The 24595-nt window shown below is 36.7% G+C and carries 20 protein-coding genes; 4 read left to right on the top strand and 16 right to left on the bottom strand.

Annotation, left to right across the window (positions count from 1 at the left end; all coding sequences use genetic code 11):
* Positions 1 to 81: 81 nt before the first annotated feature.
* From mgtE to HEQ36_RS18920, 4 genes are all read right to left on the bottom strand, one after another.
* A complete protein-coding gene (mgtE, locus tag HEQ36_RS18935) occupies positions 82 to 1431 on the bottom strand; it encodes a magnesium transporter (protein WP_027404869.1) in 1350 nt (449 codons plus the stop codon).
* Between the two features lie 397 nt (positions 1432 to 1828).
* Entirely contained in the window at positions 1829 to 3442 is a 1614-nt protein-coding gene (murJ, locus tag HEQ36_RS18930) for a murein biosynthesis integral membrane protein MurJ (RefSeq protein ID WP_053537869.1), read from the bottom strand.
* A 49-nt stretch (positions 3443 to 3491) separates the two neighbouring features.
* Positions 3492 to 3998 carry a pentapeptide repeat-containing protein gene (locus HEQ36_RS18925; RefSeq protein ID WP_053537870.1) on the bottom strand — a complete coding sequence of 169 codons (507 nt, stop codon included), beginning with the start codon at positions 3996 to 3998 and terminating at the stop codon, positions 3492 to 3494.
* A gap of 86 nt (positions 3999 to 4084) precedes the next feature.
* Positions 4085 to 5590: an LCP family protein gene (locus HEQ36_RS18920; RefSeq protein WP_053537871.1), complete on the bottom strand. Its 1506-nt coding sequence runs from the start codon at positions 5588 to 5590 to the stop codon at positions 4085 to 4087.
* Positions 5591 to 5959: 369 nt separating this feature from the next.
* Between HEQ36_RS18920 and HEQ36_RS18915 the strand changes: the two genes are divergently transcribed.
* Entirely contained in the window at positions 5960 to 7024 is a 1065-nt protein-coding gene (locus HEQ36_RS18915) for a mannose-1-phosphate guanylyltransferase (RefSeq protein ID WP_168636283.1), read from the top strand.
* 400 nt (positions 7025 to 7424) lie between these two features.
* Here the strand turns inward: HEQ36_RS18915 and HEQ36_RS18910 are convergent, their stop codons facing one another.
* From HEQ36_RS18910 to HEQ36_RS18895, 4 genes are all read right to left on the bottom strand, one after another.
* Entirely contained in the window at positions 7425 to 9668 is a 2244-nt protein-coding gene (locus HEQ36_RS18910; RefSeq protein ID WP_168636282.1) for an FdhF/YdeP family oxidoreductase, read from the bottom strand.
* A gap of 145 nt (positions 9669 to 9813) precedes the next feature.
* Entirely contained in the window at positions 9814 to 10080 is a 267-nt protein-coding gene (locus HEQ36_RS18905) for a type II toxin-antitoxin system Phd/YefM family antitoxin (protein WP_039201541.1), read from the bottom strand.
* 375 nt (positions 10081 to 10455) lie between these two features.
* Positions 10456 to 11358: a S1 RNA-binding domain-containing protein gene (locus HEQ36_RS18900; RefSeq protein WP_039201540.1), complete on the bottom strand. Its 903-nt coding sequence runs from the start codon at positions 11356 to 11358 to the stop codon at positions 10456 to 10458.
* Positions 11359 to 11692: 334 nt separating this feature from the next.
* On the bottom strand, positions 11693 to 12442 hold the full coding sequence (locus tag HEQ36_RS18895) for a dienelactone hydrolase family protein (protein WP_168636281.1): 750 nt from the start codon (positions 12440 to 12442) through the stop codon (positions 11693 to 11695).
* A 263-nt stretch (positions 12443 to 12705) separates the two neighbouring features.
* Here HEQ36_RS18895 and HEQ36_RS18890 point away from each other — a divergent pair, with 263 nt between their 5' ends.
* Positions 12706 to 13692 carry a GntR family transcriptional regulator gene (locus tag HEQ36_RS18890; RefSeq protein WP_053537876.1) on the top strand — a complete coding sequence of 329 codons (987 nt, stop codon included), beginning with the start codon at positions 12706 to 12708 and terminating at the stop codon, positions 13690 to 13692.
* A 4-nt stretch (positions 13693 to 13696) separates the two neighbouring features.
* Here HEQ36_RS18890 and HEQ36_RS18885 read toward each other — a convergent pair whose 3' ends face one another.
* A complete protein-coding gene (locus tag HEQ36_RS18885) occupies positions 13697 to 17116 on the bottom strand; it encodes a helicase-related protein (RefSeq protein WP_168636280.1) in 3420 nt (1139 codons plus the stop codon).
* Positions 17117 to 17231: 115 nt separating this feature from the next.
* A complete protein-coding gene (locus tag HEQ36_RS18880; protein ID WP_168636279.1) occupies positions 17232 to 18122 on the bottom strand; it encodes an Rpn family recombination-promoting nuclease/putative transposase in 891 nt (296 codons plus the stop codon).
* Between the two features lie 172 nt (positions 18123 to 18294).
* Between HEQ36_RS18880 and HEQ36_RS18875 the strand changes: the two genes are divergently transcribed.
* Positions 18295 to 18537, top strand: a complete 243-nt coding sequence (locus tag HEQ36_RS18875; protein ID WP_168636278.1) for a hypothetical protein — start codon at positions 18295 to 18297, stop codon at positions 18535 to 18537.
* On the top strand, positions 18530 to 18703 hold the full coding sequence (locus tag HEQ36_RS26060; protein ID WP_367272415.1) for a hypothetical protein: 174 nt from the start codon (positions 18530 to 18532) through the stop codon (positions 18701 to 18703). The genes HEQ36_RS18875 and HEQ36_RS26060 overlap by 8 nt, the downstream gene beginning before the upstream one ends.
* Positions 18704 to 18961: 258 nt before the next feature.
* Here the strand turns inward: HEQ36_RS26060 and HEQ36_RS18865 are convergent, their stop codons facing one another.
* From HEQ36_RS18865 to HEQ36_RS18840, 6 genes are all read right to left on the bottom strand, one after another.
* Positions 18962 to 20362 carry an Eco57I restriction-modification methylase domain-containing protein gene (locus HEQ36_RS18865; protein WP_205748551.1) on the bottom strand — a complete coding sequence of 467 codons (1401 nt, stop codon included), beginning with the start codon at positions 20360 to 20362 and terminating at the stop codon, positions 18962 to 18964.
* A gap of 9 nt (positions 20363 to 20371) precedes the next feature.
* On the bottom strand, positions 20372 to 20764 hold the full coding sequence (locus HEQ36_RS18860; protein WP_205748550.1) for a hypothetical protein: 393 nt from the start codon (positions 20762 to 20764) through the stop codon (positions 20372 to 20374).
* Positions 20765 to 20803: 39 nt separating this feature from the next.
* Positions 20804 to 22555, bottom strand: coding sequence for a DNA methyltransferase (locus HEQ36_RS18855; RefSeq protein ID WP_205748549.1), 1752 nt, complete (start codon positions 22553 to 22555; stop codon positions 20804 to 20806).
* Between the two features lie 79 nt (positions 22556 to 22634).
* Positions 22635 to 23081 (bottom strand): DUF29 domain-containing protein, encoded by a 447-nt coding sequence (locus tag HEQ36_RS18850; RefSeq protein ID WP_168636277.1) that lies wholly within the window; start codon positions 23079 to 23081, stop codon positions 22635 to 22637.
* A gap of 41 nt (positions 23082 to 23122) precedes the next feature.
* Positions 23123 to 23584, bottom strand: a complete 462-nt coding sequence (locus tag HEQ36_RS18845) for a DUF29 domain-containing protein (RefSeq protein ID WP_168636276.1) — start codon at positions 23582 to 23584, stop codon at positions 23123 to 23125.
* A gap of 92 nt (positions 23585 to 23676) precedes the next feature.
* A complete protein-coding gene (locus HEQ36_RS18840) occupies positions 23677 to 24513 on the bottom strand; it encodes an alpha/beta hydrolase (protein WP_168636275.1) in 837 nt (278 codons plus the stop codon).
* Positions 24514 to 24595: the final 82 nt, after the last annotated feature.

The following is a 24595-nucleotide window of genomic DNA, read 5'->3' as shown; positions in this document are numbered from 1 at the left end:
ATTTTAGATTTGAGATTTTAGATTTTAGATAATTGTTTATTGGTAATAATGAGAAAAGCATAATTACCAATTACCAACCGATTAACTTTCTAAATGAAATACCTTTAAAGCGATAGAAATCATACTGAGGAAGGTTAAAAATCCGATGGTATCTAGCATTGTTGTCACTAACGGACCACTCATTAAGGCTGGATCTAGTTTTAAATGCTTTAAACCCATTGGTAGCAAAGTTCCTAAAGTCACCGCTACCATTGTATTGGTAGCCATAACTGCCCCAGCTATTAAAGCTACCCATCTTTCTTGGGGTTTAGCCCAAATTAGGGAAAGGGCAACCATTGTCAGCCCTAAAGCTACGGCTGTTCCTAACCCAGCTAAAAGTTCTTTGCGGAGAATTTTACCAGTATCTTCCGGCGTGACTTCTCCTACACCTAAACCGCGAATAGTGACAGTCAGGGCTTGTATACCCACAGTCCCCCCTGTGTTAGAAAATATGGGCATGATCACGGCGAGAACGGGTACAGCGGCGATAACTTGTTGAAAAGGAGCGATCGCACTAGCAGCACCAATATATAATCCCATAATTCCCAATAACCAAGGCAACCGTTTCCGAATGGTAATATGTGCGGGAGATAAGGCTTCTTCATCACCACTGACCCCTGCCAATTTTTGGATATCTTCTGTAGCTTCTTCTTCTAAAATATCTACGACATCATCAATTGTAATAATACCGACTAATCTATCTTCTCTATCAACCACAGGTATAGCGATTAAATCGTATCGCTGCATGATGCGAGCGACTTCTTCCTGAGAGGTTTCTGTCCTAACTTTGACAACGTGGGAACTGGCAATATCTTTAATTAAGACATCGGGAAAGGTAAATAATAGCTGACGCAAAGAAACAACACTAACTAATTTGCGATTATCATCAGTGACATAGGCATAGTAAATTGTTTCCTTATCTTGATCTTGCAAGCGGATTTTACTGAGGGCTTCACCAACAGTTAAACCTCGTCGCAAGCGAACATATTCCGTTGTCATTACCCGCCCCGCAGTCCCTTCTGGATAGCCGAGAATTGTGGCTGTAGCTTGTCTTTGTTCGGGACTGAGTTGTTGTAATAAGCGTTTGACTACTCCTGCTGGTAGTTCATCAAATAAATATGCCCGTTCATCAGGACTCATTTCTTCAACGAGGTCTACTACCTGGGCATCGTGGAGGGAGTTAATCAAGTCTTCCTGTACTTCTGTGGGTAAATACTCAAAGACATCTATGGCTTGATCTTTGTTGAGTAATCGGAAGGCGATCGCTCTTTGTTTTTCGGGCAATTGAGTGATATACTCACCCACATCTACTGGCTGTAAACAATTCAAGTCACATTTAAGCTGATTTAAGTCAGCAATATCTAAGGACTTGCGAATTTCCTGTGTAAGCATAATAGAAATCTCCTAAAGTCTCCCCCGCGCTGGAAGACTGTCTCGCCAGCTTAGAGGAGGATACTACTGCCATCTGTTGGACTTTTGTCCATAACCTCTCGTAAAATTGAATATCAACGTGAAAATTAAAAATAGCACCGCTAATTAAAGATTTTAGCTCGGAATCCAGTTTTCCGATACTGTGCGATATTCTAAGCTGAATTTGTCATGTATACAACTATTGACAGAAAATTAGGTCAAAGATATTTTAACCCCTTACCTAGGAACAGGGAACAGGGAACAGGGAACAGGGAACAGGGAACAGGGAACAGGGAACAGGGAACAGGGAACAGGAAGAATGTAGGCTGTTGACTTTGTGTGTTTTTGAGGGATTTTTCGGAAGATTATTCGTGGTTTGTCACCTGATATTTTTCTTCAAAAACTTTTGCTGCATCTTGATTACAAAAATATTCACTTCGGGGATATTCATTCTAGAAGCAATTATCGCAAATACTCCAATTCCCACAAAAGCAGATATGGATAATTCTACTAGTAAACTAATTAAATCTAGTTTACCTAACACCTGTCGGGAAGCAACCAAAGTTCCAAAACTGGCTAAACCTGCAATTATACTCCCAACCGTTAACCCCAAAATTGGTAAACACCATTCTTGCCAAGGTAAGCCATTAAGTTTGCGATTGAGCAAAAATAACAACATCAACATGGAACTACAATTAACTCCAACTGTAGCTAAAACTAATCCAGGCGCACCAAAAGGCTCAACTAATATTAAATCTAATACAGCATTAAGAACAATATTAAATATACTAATTTTAAAAGGTGTTTGTCCATCACCTAAAGCATAAAATACTCTAACTAAAACATCACGCCCTAGATAGACAAACATTCCAATTCCATAGGCAATTAATAGAGAAGATACTAACTGAGTTGCTTCTTGTTTAAATGCTCCCCGTTGATAAACTATCTGGACAATTGGCACAGATAAGGATACCATTAATGCCCCTAAAGGTAGCATGGTAACGGCAGTTAATAAAAGTCCTTGCCGAATGCGTAATTTTAATTCTTCCCAGTTGTCTGGGTGGGAAAGTTTAGCAAATGTCGGTAATAAAGGCAGTAAAATAATATTAGAAATAATTCCTAATGGAGTTTGGACTAAAAGATTAGCATAGTTAAAACCTGCCGCTGCACCAACAATAGGACTAGCAAAATAAAGATCAGTAGCGACATTAATTGGCATCATTCCTGATGATATTGTCGCGGGAGTCATGATTTTAATTACTTCTTGTACACCGGGGGATTTAAAATCAAATCTCAGGCGTAATGTTCCTAGTCCTAACCGCCATTGCACAATTAGCTGTACTAACCATTGGAGAATTCCCCCTGCTAAAGTTCCCCAAGCTAATACCATGCCACCGATTAAAGCATATTCGGGACGAATAATTTCTTTACCGTGTTGTAACCCTAAAATAGCAATACCGATAATAACAGTAATACTAGATAATAATGGACTAATTGATAATAACCAATATTGATTAGCTGCATTTAAAGTTCCAAACCCAATCCCAATTAAACCAGCAAATAAGGCTAAAGGTGCCATGATTTGGATTTGACGGATAGCGATCGCTCTTGTAGTTGCTTCTAAGCCATGACCCACAAAATCAACAATATACTCAGCGCAGAAAATCTGAGCAAATGTCACCACTAATAACAACCCACCCACAAGAGTTGTGATTGTTTCTACTATCGGTGCAGCTTCCTCTTTTTTATGTTTAGCCAAAACACTGACAATGGCACTATGTAAAGGTCCGTTGACACCACCAAGTAAGATTAAAAGAAAACCAGGGATAATATAGGCATAACTATAAGCTGTAGCTGCTGCACCCACACCAAAAGCCGCAGCGATTATTTGCTGCCTAATTAAACCAAACACTTTACTAATTAATGTTGCTGCGGCAACAATCCCAGCAATGCCAGCGAAGGAACGAGCAGGTTTTTGATCTTGTTGTGTCACGAATATTTATTAGTCCGTTGTCAGTTGTTAGTTGTCAGTTGTCAATTTTTTACCGACAACCCAAACTATCTCTTGTAGAAACACCAGTTACAGGATTCACACCATCCGCCCTTTGACAGAGTAAGGATACTTGATAACGGTCAATAAGTGCGTCTGTAAAATCAGCACCAGTGATATCAGCATCATAAAAACGGCTACGGGTTAAAGTTGCTTCTGTGAAAATAGCGTTTCTTAGATTAGCACTATCCAAGGTAACACGATCAACCAAAGCACCTGTTAAATTTGCAGCTTCTAAATTTGCTTTTAATAAAACGCCTTTGGTAAAAATTGCGTTAGTTAAATTTGCACCTTGGAAATTTGTTCCCCGCATTTCCGCTGCCACAAAAGTTCCACCAACTAAATCAGTATAAGAAAAGTCACGGTTTTCCAAACTGGCATTATTGTAATTAATGGTGTTAATTTGAGCAAAAGTTGGTTGAGGATTCGTAATTACCGAAAATCCTGCCAAAATAGAAACCAATATTAAACTCAAAAATCGGCAAAAAATCTTGTTCATAAATTTTAAATTTGTAGAAGGTAAGAGGCAAGAGGTAAGAGGCAAGAGGCAAGAGTAAATATTACCAATTACCAATTACCAATTACCTATTTCCAATCCTTACCAATGCGAATTGTGAGGTCAGATTCCAAATCACCATTTCCAGAAACTTCGATTTGTCCTAAACCTAAAACTTGTCGCAAGTCAATTCCTGGTTGTCGGTTGCCCTTTTGGACAATAATCTGAGTTTGGCGTTGAGTATCTGGCCAGTCGGGAACTACATAAACATTAGTAAAACCTTTCTGTTTAAGATAGGTAACTACTTTTTCCGTTAACTGGGGTTGGTTAGTAGTATTTTGCACAGCAATTCTTTGAATAGAGACCGGTCTGGTATCTGATTTAATGCCAGTTATATCTACCCCAACATAATCATTTAATAAGGTTTGTTGTCCAGTCATGTTTAACCAATAGCTATTGGCATCTTGACTGAATTTGCTAAATGTACCAGGTAACATGGACATTTGGAAATTATCCCGGTCTACATTGACGGAAAAATTCGCTAATGCCATCATTTCTTCCATTTTCAGGTTGGTATCAAAATACTTTCGCATGACGCGAGTTAATTGGGGCAACCTGGGTAAAACAGTGGGACTGTTGAGTCGTTGCATTAAAGCATTTATTAGTGCTTGTTGTCGCTGGACTCTGGGTAAATCTCCTTTACCTTCTTCATGAAAACGGGCAAACTGTTCTGCCTGTTCACCGTTGAGGTTTTGCCAACCGCCGACCAAATTCACGGCAAAGCCACTAGCCTGATCTTGATAATTCATGGCTTGAGGGACAAATACATCCACACCACCTAACTGTTCCACTAATTCCCGAAAACCGCTAGTAGAAATGCGGATATACCTATCTATGGGAGCATTACCTAAACTCCGACTAACTACTCTGGCGGCTAAAACTGGGCCACCTTTGGCGTTAGCTTCCGATACCTTGGTTAATCCCTGTTCGGGAATGGCTATCATTGTCCCTCTGGGAATTGACAGTAGGCGAATAGATTTATCACTGGGATTGAGCCGCACCAACATCATGGTGTCGCTTGTACCAGCAAAACTTTCTGGTGAACCGTCTACAGTACCTGGAACTGGTTCAATGCCCATAATTAAAATATTCATGGGTTTTGATAGTTTGTACTGAGAAAGTTTAGTCCATAAGTCCCCAGGTACTTTGATTTGGTCTTGTTTATTAGGACTGAATTCATCATCTTTCGCTTGGTCGAGATTGCTCCAGAGGGGAGTCCATAGTGCCAAACTTGATGCTAGTAATCCAGATAGAATTATCCCTAAAACAATTGTTAAGACCCACAATAACCAGCGGGGAACTGTTAAGCCTAAACGGTCATAGAGTTCGTTGGGAATAGTGCCAGCGGATTCAAGGACGTTCCGAGAAGAGTTGACTGATGATTTTGGCTTCACCGGCGAAGTTGGGGCTGGTGCTGGTTGGGTTGCTACCTGATTTTCCGACATTTGAACTGGTGGCTGTTTTACCTCCAGTTCTGAAGTTGGGACTTGTTGAGGTACTATCTGATTTTCTGACCATTGAATTTGTTTAATCATAATTTTCTCCCCACTCAACCACTCCTCAAAGGTATGTTAATACAAGCTACAAATATTGCGAGTTAAAACTCGCTGTGGAAATTTTAGATTTTGTGAAAAGTTAATCGGATATTTTTTTATTGCTGTCCTCACAGTTTCAATCAGTGATAATTACAACATACTCAACCAGAAAAATTCATCAGTGAAGATCATCTCAAAGTGAATGCGTAAACATTTATATCAGATACAGCAGGTGGCGGGGTTAGGAGGTACGAAATCTAAGTTGAAACCTATATACAAAGCCATTTTTACCCGGTGACTCCTGACCCGGTGACTCCTGATTCGGTAAATTCTGCTGTATATTGTTCTGAATTACCGATGTATGCCGATATGAATAATTTATTTTTTCCTGTGATTCTGGCGGGTGGTAAAGGTGAGCGTTTTTGGCCTTTGAGCAGACTAGACCGACCTAAGCAATTTTTAAGCCTTGATGGTAGCTCAAGAAGTTTACTACAAGCAACTGCTGATAGATTATTAGTTCTGGCTGGTGGTTGGGAAAATTTGTGGGTGATTACTTCTAGTCCCATTGCTCAAGGGGTGCGAGAACAACTTCCTGATTTGCCAGAGTCGAATTTACTGATTGAGTCCCAGGGTCGAGACACTGCTGCTGCTGTTGCTTGGACAAGTTTAGAAATTAAAAAGCGTTACGGGGAAGATGCTATTATTGGCTTTTTTCCTGCTGACCACTGGATTGCTGACCCGGAGCTATTTGCCGAAACTTTAGCGGCTGCTAAGGATTTGGCGACTAAGAAAGCAGCGATTGTGACTTTGGGTATTAAACCTAATTTTCCATCAACTGCCTATGGTTATATTGAACAAGGCGAAAAAATAAGTAGTTTCAATGAGTTACCAGCGTATCATGTAAACCGATTTACTGAAAAGCCCGACCGGGAAACGGCGGAAACTTTTTTGTCAACGGGACGGTTTAGCTGGAATAGCGGGATGTTCGTTTTTCGAGCCGGTGTTGTTTTGTCAGAATTACGCACCCATGCACCGGAAATTATGAAACCTTTGGAACAACATGGTGTTGATATTTATCCCCAGTTACCTAAGAAAAGTATAGATTATGCTTTAATGGAAAAAACCAGTCTAGCTTATGTTTTGCCAGTAGCATTTGGTTGGGATGATCTGGGTGACTGGAATGCTATTGAACGCTTGCTGAAGCAGGATGATAATCCTAATGTAGAACTTGCTACTCATGTGGGTTTAGATACTCAGGGAGCGATTGTTTATGCCTCCAATGCTGATGATGTCATTGTCACGATTGGTTTAGAGGATGTGGTGATTGTGCGCGATCGCAATGTTACTCTGGTAGTGAAGAAAGACCGCACCCAAGAAATTAAGCAGATTTTGAAAATTCTGCAAAATGATGAGAGATTTACAGGCTTGTTGTAAAATTTAAACTCCTTGGTAGATGGCTCAAAGTCTTGCTGTTTATTATAACTAGACTGTTAATAGTATTTTGTGACAGTATATATCAAATAACGGATTTGAGCCTTTTTTGGCATAAATTTCCGAAGACTCTGCTTTTTTGTCAAGTGGAGTCAAAGACTCGTGAATTCATACTTGGGGTTTGCTGAATAGGTTGTCTGTGAGGACAAGGGAACAGGGAACAGGGAACAGGGAACAGGGAACAGGGAACAGGGAACAGGGAACAGTTTTAACTTGGGGGAAACAAGAAAATCCAGTTCCCTCCCCAAAGCATCGGGGAGGGTTAGGGTGGGGTAATTTGAGGAATAATGGTGATTCGATAACTTGTGTGTACACCGTAGGTCTGGAGACTGGGAACGAGATTTTATTGATAAACAAAAACTGGAACTCTTTTATAAGCAGGTATCCCACTTTTGGGGTCAATATCTGCTTTAGATAAAACGTTAGCTTCAGGATAAAACATAAAAGCTACCCCTTCACGAATTGCACCACAAATAATTTCAATATTTTCTAATTCCCCTGCATTTCCTTTAACTGTAACTTGTTGATGTTCCTGAAATCCTGCTTTTTGTACATCCAGACTATTCATTAAAATACAATAACGATGGGGCATTTTGCGATATTTATCTTCACTGCGATAAACTACCGTGTTATGTTGTCCATAGCTGCGTCCTGTTCCCAATATGACTACAATTCCTGGCTGATTTTCCTCAACCCCAAAAGCTGATTTATGAGGTAGAGTTAACTGTGGTAAAGGTGTAACAAACATCTGCGCTTTACCATTAAAAGTGGGAAATTTCGGTTCATCAAAAATCCGCCCTGCAATGGTAAATTCTGCCTGAGTTTGATCAATTTCACCTATTTTTTCATAGCCAGGAATGGTTTTAGCAATTAATTCTCTAACATAAATAGTATCTTGTAATTTACGCCAATTAATCGGATTTTCATCATGTAGACGATGGGCAATTTCTGTAATTAATTCTACTTCAGAAATTAAATCAGAATTGCCTGGGTGTAAATGACTTTTACCTGCATCATTTAACCTCACAAAATTATTACCTGATTCTGTTGTAGTCTTATGGGGATTTTCAAACCGATTGAAAACAGGTAATATTAAAGTTTGCTGTTTTCCTAATCCATGAAAATGTCCTAGATTCGGTTTTGTTGCTACATAAAAAATGGTTTCTATTTGTGATAAAGCCTGTTTTGCTTGTTGTAAATCTGGGTTAGCTGCATATAAGTTTCCTCCTAAACAAAAGAGAGTATTGATCTTTCCTAATTCTGCTGCTGCTATTAAATCACGGGTATGATAACCAGGAGTTTCATTGAGGGGTTTTCCTAACAGCTTAGATAGTGCTTGTTTGATTTCTTCTCGCAAATTGATGGTTACACCCATTGAACCAAATCCTTGCACGTTAGAATGTCCTCGAATGGGCATTGTTCCCGCGCCAATTTTACCGGCGTTACCTGTAATTAAAGCTGTATTTGCTATACTAAAAACATTTTCTACGCCGTTGGCTTGTTGAGTTATGCCCATAGCCCAAGCAAATACTACACTTTCTGATTTACCAATGATATAAGCTGTGGCTGTAATTTCTTCTTGGGATAATCCGCAGGTTTTAGTGATGTAATCCCAGGATATATTTTCTGCGTAATCTAAAATTTGTTGCCAGTTTTGAGTGTAGGATTGGAGATATTCTGTTTTGATTAAATTTTGGGCAATGAGGGATTTTTGCAACCCGACAAATAATGCGACATCACTACCAGGAATGGGTTGTAAATATAAAGAAGAGATATCTGAACCACCTGTGAGTAATGATTTAATGGGAAATGCTGGCGAAGCAAATTTGACTAAACCGATTTCTATTTGGGGGTTAATAATAATTACTTTACCCCCTCTTGCTCGCAATTTGATCAATTCGTTCATTAAGCGGGGATGATTTGCGGGTGCGTTAGAACCAATTAAAACTAGACAATCACTATGTTGTAAGCCTTCTAAACTTACCATTGATGTGCCTGAACCGAAAACTTTTTTTAAGCCGATGGTTGAGGGGACGTGACATAAATCTGAACAATCTGCTAGATTATTACTACCAAGCGATCGCATTAACAATTGTAATAAATATGCAGCTTCATTAGATGAACGTCCAGAACTATAACTAGCAATCTTTTCCGCTGGTTGTTGAAAAGCTGTTGTGGCGATTTGGTAAACTTCTTCCCAGCTAATGCGTTGATAATGAGATGAACCTGATTTGAGGATGAGAGGATAAGTCAGTCTACCTAAATCATCGCATTCTTGAGAGGTCAGTTGTTGTAATTCATTAATATTATATTGTTGGAAAAAATCTGGTTTAATTCCTGGTTGCAATTCCGCAGCAATGGCTTCTACACTTTTAGCACAACGTTGTAAGTATTCTCCTGCTTCATTAACAAACCCTCCCTTTTGTCCACCTGTACCCCAAGCACAGGATAAACAAGCACTTTTATGATTGAGAGTTTGCCATAATTGTAATCCTTGGGGTGAGAGAGTTTTTTCTACCCAATATTGGATGACAGGTAAACCACCACCGGCTTGGGAATTAGATTTGTTTTCAGGTAAATTATTCATAAATAGAAGTTTCCTATCTTATTTTTTTACAGACCGATTTTTTAATATTTAGCTTATACCAATTTTATATAAGGCTGCACAGAAACATGAAATCCATTAATTAATTTATCCCTCTTCATCTGCGTTCATCTGCGTTCATCTGCGTTCAATTGATAATATTCTCTATAGTAAATTCCGTGCTATGAAGTTGATTATATGCTTTAATTACTGCTTCGGGACTAAAAGATTCTTCATCGTCTTCTAAAACCAAATAACTTTCTAATTGTTTTAAACGTTTCCATTCTTCATAACTAATTAGAGTAGCGATCGCTTGTCCAGCTTTTTCAATAACAATTGATGTTTCCCCTTGAGTAAGACTATCCAAAAAATCACTCAAATGTTCTTGTACTTCAGTAGCATTTACTTGATTCATGATAATTTCACTATGATGATATTGATTATTTTAGCTGATATAAATAGAGTTAAGTAGGTGAACACAATAAAACCAAACTGTGTAAAGAAACGTAAAATCGCTGAAAACTTCTTTAGGGGGTGTTTGAAAAGTTATGGTTGATGTATCAGATATTTTTTACCCCTCCCTAACCCTCCCCTTGTAAAGGGGAGGGAACTGGATTTTTATTGTTACCCCCCTTACAAGGGGAAAGGGGGGTAGCAATGTGATGAAAATTACGGAATACTACTTTTAAAACATCCTCTTACTCTTGCCTCTTGCCTCTTGCCTCTTGCCTCTTGCCTCTTGCCTCTTGCCTCTGCAAGAAGTCGGGGATCTGGGTCAATTAGCAATTACCTATTCAGCCGTTTTATTAGCTGCACGATTAGCACGAGCTTCGGCGGAATCCATGACTTCTGCAAAGTTTTCCACAACTTCACCGGGGAAGTTTTCTAGGATTCTGGTAGAAATAGCAACTCGACCTTTACCTTCATCTAAATCAATAATTACAGCCTTAATGGGTTGACCGATTTGAAAGATTTTTTCTAAAGAGTCAATGAATTTTTGGCTCACTTGTTTGATGTGTAGTAAGGCGCTGACACCGTTAAAATCTACGAATACACCAAAAGGTTTGATGCCAGTAATTTTTCCTTCGATTAATTGACCGATTTCTAATAAACTGAAGTTGCTAGAACGAGCGGCTAAACGTTGAGAGAGAACGAGTTTATTGGTTTCCCGATTGATTTCTAAAAAGCCTACGGTGAGAGTTTGACCTTTGAGTGCTTCTAGGTTATCACGTTCGGCGATGTGCGATCGCGGAATAAAACCCCGGACACCTAGAAGATCAACAGTGACACCACCTTTATTGACACCTGTTACCCGTACTTGCACACTTTGGGAATTCTCCTGCATTTCTAACAGTTTTTCCCAAATTTGTTTCACTTCCAATTGCTTGCGGGAAATGGTAACTTGACCTTCAGCATCCTGATCCCGAATAATCAAAAACTCCAGTTCCTCATTCATCGGTAATACTTCCGACAAATCAGCTACTGCTCTCAAGGAAGCCTCTTCTTGGGGAAGAAACGCGGAGGATTTCCCACCAATATCAACATAAGCGCCATCGTGGTCAACTTGGAAAACTTTACCACGAACAACTTGTCCTTTTTGAAATTGGTAATCGTGTTTTTCCAAGGCTTTGGCAAAATCATCCATTGAAAAAGACGAGTTGGCTGTTTGAGAAAGTTTAGATTCGGAATTCATGACGTTTGAAGATAAATTGTTATTTGTTTAGTTGTCAGTGGTCATTTGTCAGTGGTTAGGCTAGTACAGATTGGCGGAAATAAACCAACTATTCTAAATCGTTAAGAAGCCTATAACGTCTTAGTTTTGACTTTTAACTGGTTACTGAGCTTGTCGAAGTATTGACTTTTGACTTCTGCCCTGCGGTAGTAGTAGTTCGTCAAATTTATTTTGACGGGTAATGATCGGAAAAAACTTCTGTTCTTCCCTCCCCCACCTCCCCTACCTCCCCCACCTCCCCTACCTCCCCCACCTCCCCTACCTCCCCTACTTGCCTTCACCCGTCATTTTCGGGTTAACAGACTACTAGTTGGCTAAAAAGTTGTTGAACTTGCTCCCAAGCATCTGCCGCAGCTTTAGAATTATAACTGGCACGACGGTCACAAAAAAATCCATGACCAGATCCATCGTAACGAAACAGACGATGAGAAATGTGATATTTTGCAAGTTCGGCGGTAATCTCGTCTACTTGTTCTGGAGGAATACTCGCATCTTCCTTACCAAAAAAGGTGTAGATAGTGCCTTTAATTGCTGATGTCCGGGTAATACTGGGATTTCCACCTCCGGGAGTACGAGTAGTGATACCCGCACCGTAAAAGGAAGCAGTGGCTTTAATATCAGAGAGTGTTGCAGCTAGATAGGCGACGTGACCACCAAAACAAAAGCCAATACAACCAAATCCATCTGGTCTAACATTGGGTAAAGTTTTTAAGTAGTCAATGGCTGCTTGAATATCGCTTAAAAGTTCTGATGCTGTGGTTTGTGACCAAGCGTATTTTTTGCCTATTTCCACGTCTTCGGGCGTGTAACCAGTTTCAAATCCAGGGGCTTGACGTTGAAACAGGGCTGGAGCGATCGCCACATATCCTAGTTTAGCAATCCGTTCGGTGACATCCCGAATATGGGCGTTAACCCCAAAAATCTCCTGGAGAACGACAATTCCCGGATAAGAACCGGGTGCAGTTGGTTGAGCTAAATAGGCGGCTATTTGCAAATTGTCTTGAGGAATTTGAATTGTTGTAGTCTGTATTGCTGACTCTGTCATAATATGAGTTGTGAGTAGGGAAATAGGTAAGAGGTACGAAGCACAAGTTAATAATAGTTATATCTATCAGCAATTAGTAACCACTAATGGCGTTGTGAATTACGATTTATTTACTGATCGGACTTACATTCATTTTGACCCTTACCTTCTGATTTGGTGTATTCTTCTGTGATAATATTTTCCATAGCAAACTAACCCATTAATCATATATTAAACAGGTAAATTATGGCTATTTGTATAAGTCTTATGGAGCAGAATTGGTAATGATTCAATTCCGTATTCAGCCAGATAGTGAAATTCCTGCATCTAATCAACTGTTTAATCAGATCAGATTTGCGATCGCCTCTGGGCAATATTCACCCGCATATAAACTACCCAGTACCAGGGCTTTAGCCATGCAAACTGGATTACATCGCAACACCATCAGTAAAGTTTACCGCCAATTGGAGGAAGAAGGATTTGTCGAAAGTTTAGCAGGTTCAGGCATCTATGTCCGCGCTCAAGGTCATGAAGGCGGAAGCAGATCCCAGTCTCCCATGCTCAAACAAAATCCTCAAGCCTATAAGGTGGTGCAACAAGCCCTAGATGAGTTACTGGGTCAAGGTTGTTCTCTCAATCAATCACGAGAACTATTTTTAGCAGAAGTTGACTGGCGCTTGCGTTGTAGTACCAGAGTATTAGTGGTGACACCATCTCAAGATATTGGGGCTGGGGAATTAATGGTTGATGAGTTAGAAGAATCCCTGCAAATCCCCCTCCAGCTAGTCGCAATGGAACAACTGATTGGAGTATTAGACCAAACCACTTCAGCCACATTAGTCACCAGTCGTTATTTTATCGGAGAAGTGGAAGCGATCGCTGCACCCAAAGCAGTTCGCGTGATTCCCCTAGATATTCACGACTATGGCAAAGAAATGACTGTCGTGAAAAGCCTACCCAAATCCAGTTGTATTGGTATAGTTAGCCTCAGTCCTGGTATTCTCAGAGCGACAGAAGTCATTCTCCACGGTTTACGAGGAGACGAAATATTAGTCATGACTGCTCAACCAAAGGATGCTTATAAACTACACGCGATCGTTAAACGCTCAGAAATAATCTTTTGTACAGATCAAGTCAGCTATGCCACAACCCAAGCAGCTATGCAAACAGTCTTAGAAGACCTCATCCGTCCACCCAAACTGATTCGCTGTGAAAACTACATCGGCACTCAGTCCATCAACTTACTAAAACGCGAACTGGGATTAATTTAATTTGTCAGTTGTCAGTGGTCATTTGTCCCGGAAATAACCCTAATGAACAAATAATTTGCGCTTCCTGTTGTCCGTCTTCAGGATGAATCACACACAGGGAATTATTATCACGTAAAGAAATAATCATTGTGGCTAATTGTTCATCACTAATCCCACTTTTCAACTGCCGATTAAGTTTAACAATCGTCGTTTCTTTTAATGGATAAAGATAGATTTCTTCAACGGCTTTTTTCAAAGTTTGCCAATCTTCACCTGATGAAAATAACGATGAAAATAACGGGGTTTCTGTCTTCTTAATATAAGCATCTAATCTATAATATGTTCGATATCTTGCCCCTTTAGAGCTTCCTAATTGTCCTCCAGTCGTTTTGTGCTGTTCTAATACCAAATCAGCCCCTTGCGAGACAATTTCATGATGTTGGGGATGCTTTTCTAAAGGGGGTGTATTCCGGTTACATCTAGCCATTCTCAAAATTCGCATTTGCGATTGAGTTACACTTTCTCCTTCCCTATTTATCCAAGCTAAAGCATCTGTACCATCAGCAGTGCGAAGATACATTAATACACCTTCAGGATCTAAATTTGTTCCTTGATATTCGCGGGTAGAATAGATAACATTAGGCAGATTTTTAATAATCTTCTCTAAATCAGGATCAGCATCTATGGCATTTTTCCAAATTTGAAAAGCTTCCGATGTTAAATCAACCTCTCCATCTTCTGCTTCATCTAAAATACCAGACTTTTCATGATAAAGATCAAGAATTTCTTGATAGGAAAGAGTATCTTCAAAAAATGCCTCATCTGTTCCCACCACATTAGCATTTTCTTGTAACCTTTCCCCTAATCTTCCGCGCAGATTGATTAATTCCTCTACTCCCTCCGCAGGTAAAAAGGAATAGCAGAAAATTTCTGACGCTTTTTGTCCAATTCTATCTACTCTTCCTGTTCTTTGAATTAAACGAATAATTGCCCAAGGTAAATCATAATTAATAATAATCCGACAATCTTGTAAATTTTGACCCTCACTTAAAACATCAGTAGCAATTAAAATTCTCACTTGTTGTTCTTGGGGAATATTTTGTTTATTACTTTCTGGACTAAACCGATATGCTATTGATGTCGGATCATTTATTTTTCCTGTTACTAATGCAGCTTGTTGAATATTCTCTTTTTCTAAAGATTCTTGTAAATAACGCGCTGTATCTGCAAATTGAGTGAAAATCAAAACCTTCTCATATGCATGAGTTTCCGTTAATAACCCTTGCAAAGTTTGAAACTTTTGATCTAATTTATAACTCCATTCTCCGCAATTATTTAACAACTTCAATAACAATAAAGCATCTTCGCGTAAATCTTTTTTTAATTCAGATTTGAACAATCGAGAATCTAACCATTTAAAGCGTTTTTGATATTTGGTTTGATAAAGTTCATAAATAGCTTTTGCTTGACGTTTATATTCCGTATCTTTACTGGTTAAACTTGCCAAACTAATTTCATCATTATCATCATTTTCATCATCAGCTATTTCAAAATCTAAAGCTGTAGAATTAACCGTATCAGCATCTTCATCATTATTGGTAGTATCTAAAAATTCTGCATCTTGTGTACCAATCGGAATATCTAACTTATTTTCTAAAGCATAAAGATAAACATAATTCCGTAAAATGTGCCGTTCTAAAGATTCTAAAAAAGCAATACCACTACTTTCTAATCTTTTAAATAAATTCGTGCGACAAAAACCCATTAACCGTCTTCCCGCACGAGATAAACCATTTAAAATCTGTTGTTCTGTTGCTGTGGGAGGTTGTTTATATTTATCTAAAGTGTAATTTCCCAAACCGTAACGGGGTAAAGATAGAGAATTAATAATTTCGACAACTTCACTAGAGTATAATTTTCCATAATTATCATCATTATTAATCGTAAATTTAGCAGTTTTGGGAATCCGCACAGGAAAATAAGAACGAGTACCATCAGTAAATTGTAAATATTTACGTCCATTTAAAGGATCTGTATCAGCATAATTATTTTTAATAAAACTGCGAGTTCTCCTAATCATATAACGATTCATTAATTGTTGCCAATCTTCAAAATATTCGCTTTTTTCAAATGCTGCTAAAGTTTTTACATCAGTTTGTGGATATTTACGTTTAAATTCATGTTCACCACCTAATTTTGTAATTAAATTGTCTGGTTTAATCCCTAAATATTTTGATTCAGGAACGAATAACCGTAACTGTGCAGATAAGTCAAAATAGCTTTTATTATAAGGAGTTGCAGTCAGTAAAATACACCGACTTCCGCTTTGTTCTATATATTCTTTAATAGCTGCATAACGTTGTCCATCTCGATTTCTTAAATTATGACTTTCATCTATTAAGACTAAGCGAAAACGAGCGGGAATTGTGGGTAATATTTTCGTGACTTGACTAATAGAAATTACTGCACCTCTTAAACCATATTCTTCTCGATATTTTTCCCACATAGAAACGAGATTTTTAGGACAAATAATCAAGGTACTAATCCCCAGTTCATCTTCAATAATTTTCGCTATAGCTGTTCCAACTAAAGTCTTTCCTAATCCTACCACATCCCCAATCATCACACCACCACGACGGTTAACATAATGCGCGGCTATTTTCACTGCTGCTGCTTGAAAAGGAAATAATTGAAAGTCTGAAGGTATTTGATATTGACTTAAACCATCTCGCGCTTCTTGCGATAGATGATAAGCCATTTTCAGATACACATAATAAGGATCAATTAACTTGTCTGTAGCCCAACTTTCATCTATAATTTTTGCTAATTGTTCAGAAATATCTAAACAAAAATTATCTTCCCAACGTTCATTAAACCAAGTTTGTAATTTATGGGTAGCATCATGATCTAAAATATCAACATTTAATTCTCCCTGTGCTGATAATCCTGAAAAGGTTAAATTACTACTCCCTAAAAAACCGATTGCAGGTAAATTAGCATGATTTTGAGGAACTAAATATAGTTTCGCGTGGAGGGGATGACGTAAATAGAGTTTCACAACTACTTTTTTAGCTTTTAATTGTGATTTAAGTCTTTTTAAACCCAATTCATCAGCATTATTTGGTTTTCCGATCATTAACTGTTGTCGAAATTCCTGAACAATGCGTTTTTGCAGTTGAGAAGATTTATTTCTATCTATGGGTTTTTGGGATATTCCTAAACCTAATAGTTCCTGAAGTTCATCTTTTGGAAGTTTTTGCATTCCAATTAATAAGCGACAACAGTTATTTTCTCCTCCGGTAAATTGTTCAATTTCTTCCTGTATTAATTTCCATCCTCGCAAGTTAAAATAGCCGACACAAAAATCAGCCCTATTTGCAGATTGGAGGCTTTTCTTGAGTATAGGTAATAGTTGATCATTAATATTATCAAAAATCCGAGGCATAGTTGTTTATATTAGTTAATTGTCTGAATTATAGCATATTTCCATATCCCCGACTTCTTTGATAAATCTTGTGAATAAATGATAAATTGATGATAGAAGTCGGGGATATTATATCTTAATCTTCAACTTTTGCTAACCAAGCAAGTAAATCCTCCACATTATTAAAATCTAATAATGCTTCACTCAAATCTTCTAAAATATGTAAGGATAAACCAGCAACAGAACCGCGTATTTTCGGCGATATTTTACCAAACCGCTTACTCAACAGTCGCATGACTAAATTAAAAGTTGCTTCTTCTAGTCCTTCTTCTCGTCCTTCTTTCCTTCCTTCTTCTTTTCCTTGTTCCCGGCCTTCTTCTTTAATTTCTTGATAAACTCGTGTTTGTTTGAGTGTGATTCCTAACATAGATTCTACCTCTTGACGGTTGAGATTTTCAAACTTGTACATCATGATAGTTGTGATCATTTCTATTATGACGCTATTTGATGATGATGGTATTTCTTCCTTAGTTTTTGTTAATAAATACCTAGCTGCTTCTGGTGCTTGACTTTCTTCTAAAGTGGTTAATATCATCACTCCTACCCATGTTGGTAATTGATGAATATCCCCCAATTCATCTAAGTATACTCTATGTACTTGATCACTGTTCAAAAATGCCCGCAGTGGATAAATATTGCTTTGTTCGATGTTACGAGATGGATAAATTATTACTGCTTCCCAATCACTAAATCTAGTCCGATTACGATAGAAATATAAGGAAGATTCAGCTACTACTCTTTCATACAATATTTCATCTTTTTGAAATTGCACCTCACAGAAATATACAATTCCTGGGTTTTCATTTTCTGGTGGTAAAAATACGCCATCAATTTCAAATTTTGGTTCTTTAATTGCTACGGAATCAAATTTATAACTATCGGCATTTTCTGGAGGATTTTCCAACAGTTGAAATAATAAAGATGGATATTGTTGAAATAGTTTGTAAAAGATTGTGTCTCGACGCATAACATAAATATTTTCTAGGATGTAGTTACTATTTTATTCTAACAGGATTTATGCAATCTGATGCACCATACAATTTATGATTTATTGACACAATTAAAACAGAAGTCTGGGATCTTGATCAATGTTTACTATAATATAGTAAAATAGTTGTAGTAATTACAGGTGAGTGAATATGATAGCCCAAGAAATAATGGCAAAAATTGACGAAAATGGTAACATCTCTTTAGAAACTCCTTTAATGGTTAATAAACCAAGTCGGGTTAAATTAATTGTTTTGTTTATTGAAGATGAATTAGATGAAGATGATGAATCAAAAGAAGCTGTTTTAGAAAGTTTGAAAACCTCATTACAAGAAGCTAAAGCAGGTAAAGTTCATCCAATTTCAGAACTTTGGGAAGGTATTGATGTTGAGTGAAACACCATTTGTTATCGTTAATTTTACCGATAATTTTAAACAAAAAATACGCAGTTTGTCAAAAAAATATCGCCACATTCGTAATGATATTCAACCAATAATTGAAGAATTACAAAGTGGTAATTTTTTAGGTGATCAATTGCAGGAACAGGGTATACAGTTTTGAAGGTAAGAGTTCGCAACAGTGACATTCAAAAAGGGAAAAGTAGTGGTTATCGAATTATTTATCAAATTGAATCACCTACAAATGTCCTTTTACTGTTAATTTATTCTAAACTGGAACAAACAGATGTAACAATGGATGAAATTAAGTCAGTTATAGAACTGTTTCAAGCATGATCTTAGTTTTAATCCTCATCCGTTTTTATTATATATTGTAGGGGTAAAGCACATTGCTAAACCCCTACGTTGACGTTATTAACCATCAAACCAAATCCCGATAAGCCTTTAAAGCCGCATCTTTCACGGTTTCCGCAACAATAGGAAACGTACTCAATATATGACTAAATTCCCCTTCTGTTAACCCATATAAATGGGCAATTATTCCATCTAATTCGGCGCGGATTTTCCCTCTTTCCCTCTCGTCTGTAATTCCGTTTTTATGACTTCCTAAACCTACTTCTTTCGCTAATTCATCATATTCTGGTGTTGTACAAATTAGCTTGGCTGCACGTTCTACTATTTCTTGAAAATATGCGTCTTTTTCTGTTAATCTGGGAACTGGTGTTTGATAAACATAAAAAAATGAAACATGATTAGTAATACTTTTTCTCAAGAAATAATCAACAATGAAAGAGTTTACTAAAGCACAAATAAATAACCTTTGTTTAGAATTGATTCTTAAAGAATTTGGATTAACTATGCCATTTTCGCAACTAACATCATATACTTTCTCAAGAGATACGGTATGAGGACAGAAAACATTAGGAGGTAAAACTGTCATAATAACTGATCTTTCATTGGTAGTTGCTGTTACATCACGAAAGGCTAATCTATAAGATTGATAATCTAATAAAATAGTAGTCTTTTCAGGAATAGATAAATTATTTTTTTTAACAAAATTAGCAATTTCTTTACTTCTTGGTGATAATAAATCCTGCGCTGCTTCTTGTTCATCTAACCAATATTTAGGTTTTCCCCAATTATGATTAAATTGATTAAATATTTTTCCTTCATATAAAGGTAATCTTCCCTTTCCTGGTTCAGTTTTAAACAAATGACTATCATTAGTCATATCAAATTCACGAGTTAACTTTAAATTCCACTTATCCTGAATTTCCTCCCCCAACAAAGGAAAGCGACTCATTTTTTCAGCTATTAAAATATCTAAATCAGATTTAAACTCCATAATTGAAATAGAATCAGGAGATAACTGTTTAATTAAATCCACAGAAATATGAAGACAATCATCATCAGGAAAACTATTCAACTCTCCCACATCATGACGCATAAACTTAGCAGGAAATGATATTGTACCCTGTAATGGTAGGGGCGAATGGCCATTCGCCCCTACAAGGTTTTGAAAAGTCAAAACCACAAACTTAAAACTTTTGTGTACTCCTTCAAAAATAGCCTTTTTATTTTCAAAACAGAATAAACCAGTGATCTTAGTTTGCGAAAATAACATTTCTCGTAATTGCTTAGTTCCCAAATCTGTATAAATCCCGCTAGGAATCACTAAACCGCATTCACCATGTGGAGAAAGTAAATTCAAACATTGTTCCACAAACAACTTATATAAATTAATATCAGTTCCCTGTTTCTTTCCATTAACCACAGAAATCTGATTAAGATATTGTTCAGCACTTCTAAAATATAAACTCACATGAGGATATTAACTTTGATATTTTAACCAAGCAGTAGCAACTTCAGGATTTTCTAATAACTGCTTTTGTTCCTTCTCAAAAGTCTTAATATCCATCTTATTCTTAGTCACTAAATCGCTATATTCTGCAAAAAACTCCTTAGCTTGCGGTTTAAAAATCTCCCAAGGAGGATTACCTAAAATAATATCAAAACCACCCTTAGCAATAATTTGATCAAAATGATAGCCCCAATGAAAAGGTTTTAATGCTTCCATATCAGCAATATTTAAAACCCGTTTACTAGCTTTCCCCTTTAACTGCACTTCCTCATATTTAATCTTTAAATTCCCAAACTCATCTAACAACAATTGATTTAACTTAACCAAAGATTCCCGGTTAACATCATTAATATGATGTCTCAAAAATTGTAAACGATCTTCTTGTTCCGTATCTTCAACTTTTCACGCAATAAAAGCGTGTTCTTTATACTTTCTAATACTTTCATTTTTCTCATTTAAAATAGTTTGATAATCCTGGGCTTTTAATTGTTGTAAAATATCAGGGTTTCCCACAATATCAAAACGTTTATCATCAACCCGAATCAAACCAATTAAAGAATTACCTGCCATAATGTTAAAATCAACATTAGGTAAAGGTTCTAAATCATCAACAGTTTTCGCAGAAGCAACCAAACTTAAAAATAACCGTAACTTAGCAATTTCTACCGCTTCCTCCATGATATCCACACCATAGAGATTGTCAGTAATTACCCGCTTTTTGATATAATAATCCAAAGAAGGATGATCTTGTTTAATCTTACTTAATCTAGCTTGATTTGACTCATTTCCCGAAACTTGAATAAAGTCAAAAATGGCAGTATAAATCTTAATTAAATGTTGTAAAGCAGCCACCAAAAAAGCCCCACTACCACAAGCAGGATCTAAAATTGAAAGCTGAGGTAATATCTCATCTAATAATTGCTGACACAATTGATTATTTTCTCGTTCCCAGTCTCCAGACTGGGAATGCCCTCTTAGAGGTTCTACCTCCTCTATTTTCGAGGCAGAGCCTCTGGGTTCACATTCCCACGCAGAGCATGGGAACGAGGGTACATTACCAATCTTCTCACGAATAAACTTATTAATAGTCCGTTCACAAAGATAATTAGTAATTTCCGGTTTAGTATAATAAGAGCCAAACTCCTTTTGGTTAATATACTTCTCAAAAATATACCCTAAAACATCAGGATTAATTTCATCATCTTTACCACTGGGAGTATCATCTAAATGCCAAGTATAACCAGAAAATAACTTAAATATATCCTCAAAACCACCATCACTAATTCTAATTTTTCCGCGATATTTCTCTTCAATAATATGGGGTAAAAATAACCCACCATTAATATATTTAATTCTACCAATTAAAGCCGCAGTTCCATCTTTACGGAACTTTTCAGCTTTACCAAAACCATCAAAAAACAAAGTTTGTAAAAACTCTTGATAATATAAATCTTTACCTTTGGTTTGACTAACCTTCAACTTATCTTGTAAATAATCAGTATTTCCATGATCTAAAAACCCCTTTTTCTGGAGAAAATAAATAAACATCAACCGATTCAAAATCACCGAAGCATACCAATTAGCATCTTTGATATTATCTATACCTTTAATAAAGGTAACAAATTTCCGATGTTCTAACTGGAAATCATCAAAAAACTTTTTAGTAATCTTTTCAATATCAAAAGCCTTTTGAGTGCGTTGAGTAACATCAGTTAAAGTTAAATTTTCTTCCTCAGCAAAATCAATAAATAAAGATTCCAACTTTTGAGTTAATAACTCTCCAGATTGAGTAATATTAAAAGTAGTTTCCTTGGCTTTAGTTTTATTTGCAGATTCTCTTTTTACCCATTGCCAAACCTGCTTTTCTTGCTTTTTATCAGTATAAATAATTAAATGTTCTTGACTATAACTTGTAACTTCCGTATCCATCTTTTTTCTAACTTTAGAATTGGGTAAAATGCCATTATCAGACACACAATGATAAACCATCATTCCGCGTTTTTGGGCAGCAGCTTCTATAGTATAATTTTCCTCATCTACAGTTAAATAAAGAGGAGAACCATCTGCATAATCCCAACCCAACTCTTCAATAAATAAAGATGTAAAATCAGATGATTGGAGATATGTTTTAACTTGATTGCGATTGAACTTCATAAAATGCACTCCTGGTATATGTACTCAAAGATCCCACTCAAAGATCCCCGACTTCTTAGAGAAGTCGGGGATCTGAATATTAACCTAAATCATTAATATCTAACAATTGTTCAAGAGTATAAGGACATTCTGCGGGAAAATCAACTTTAAACTTAGTTTTTATCTGCACATATTTCAAAGCCCGATTATAAATATTATTCATCTCTTCAGCTAGATAATTACGTAAATTGGTTGTTAATCTATCCTCAAGTTGATAACGAAAACCTAAAATTTCTGATTGCCAATGATAATAATTTCTTTCAGATTCCTCTGTCCAAAATTGTAGTAATAAAAGATGTCTAATTACTTGTTCTAATAGACTTTTAACTGCATTTTTCTTTTCACTTCCCAAATCTTCCAACTCCTCAATTAAATTCTCTAAATCCATCTCATCAAAACGACCTTGTTTCAATAAATTAATAGTTGCTAATAACCATAAATAATCATCAGTTTCATAGAGTTGCTGTAAATTAGTCAAAACATTCATATTTTTACCTCCTAATTTATTTAATTAATTATTTCTCTAACTCAATTAGGTAAATAATCAATATCTAAAAATTGTTCCAGCGAATAAGGACATTGTTCAGGAAAATCAACCTGAAAATTAGTTTTTCTTTGCACATATCCTAATGCCCTTTGGTAAATTTTTAATCTTTGTTCAACTAAATGATTGCGTAAATTTGTGGTTAATTTAGCATTAAGTTGATCTCGAAAACTATAAATCTCAGCTTGCCAATGACCAGAATTTCTCTCAACTTCAATAGTCCAATACTGATACAGTAATAAATGTCTAATAATTTGCTGTAATAAACTTTCTACAGCATTTTTCTTTTCACTTCCCAAATCTTCCAACTCCTCAATTAAATTCTCTAAATCCACCTCATCAAAACGACCTTGTTTCAATAAATTAATAGTTTCTAATAACCATAAATAATCATCAGTTTCATAGAGTCCTTGTAACTTAGTAGTAAAATTACTGGTAATTGTCATAAACTTACCCCCTATTTACCTCTAAAATAACACACATCTCAAAACCGTAGGGGCGCAGGGCTTGCGCCCTTCCCCTGCCAATAACCGCTATATCAATTATTCAAAAACTCTTTGACTATTGCTAAATAAGTTTCTGAGTCTTCCAACATCGGAAAATGCGCCGTATTGGGAATAATATTTAATTGAACCTTATCACTTAAAGCCGCCGCCGTTTTCCCCAATTCAGCCGGAATAATAATGTCATGTTCCCCAGCAATCAGCAAAGTTGGTATAGTTAACTTCGCAAATTCTCCCGGCATTGTTTCCGCTTGTTCCTTACTCACAGAGGTATAGATAGTCCCTAAAGCCGCTTCATAATGGGCATTAACAAAATCTTCTAAAAAAGCCTGACTTTCCGCTTTAGGAATAGGACGATGTAAAAATCTAGCCATAAACATCTTATCAGCCAAAGGAATTTTACTTAACCACTGCGGGCGGAATTTCACTATATAACCACCAAATTTATGAAAAGCAGAAAAAGCTTTTTCATCATATTCAAAAATGCCGCTACAAGTTAAAATTCCCTTAGCAACTCTTTCGGGATAACGATTAAAAAATAAAGTTGCAATAGAAGCACCCATAGAATGGGCATTAACATAAACACGATCAAGATTTAACTCATTTAATAAAACCGCCAAATCTTCCGCGTATTCTGTTAATTCATAACTTAAATTCCCATTATTTTGGGGTTGACATTGAGAACGACCAAAACCCCGTAAATCATATAATAAACAATCAAAATTATCTAATAAAGCCTCAGCCGTACTTTGCCAATATCTCGCTGAACCAGCCCAACCATGCAAAAAAACCATCACCGGTTTCATAACATTTGATGGTTTTTTCATCCACTCGTAATAATGGTCTACACCCCGAACATTTATATAAGTCATTGCAAGAATTAAAAACTAAGAATTAAAAATTAAAAAATCAAGAGTCAAGAGTCAAAATCCAAATGACTAATGACTAGTGACT

Source organism: Anabaena sp. 54 (genome assembly GCF_017355725.1).
Lineage (GTDB): Bacteria > Cyanobacteriota > Cyanobacteriia > Cyanobacteriales > Nostocaceae > Dolichospermum > Dolichospermum heterosporum.
Note: the sequence above shows the minus strand (reverse complement) of the source record. Positions and strands in the feature narration are given on the sequence as shown.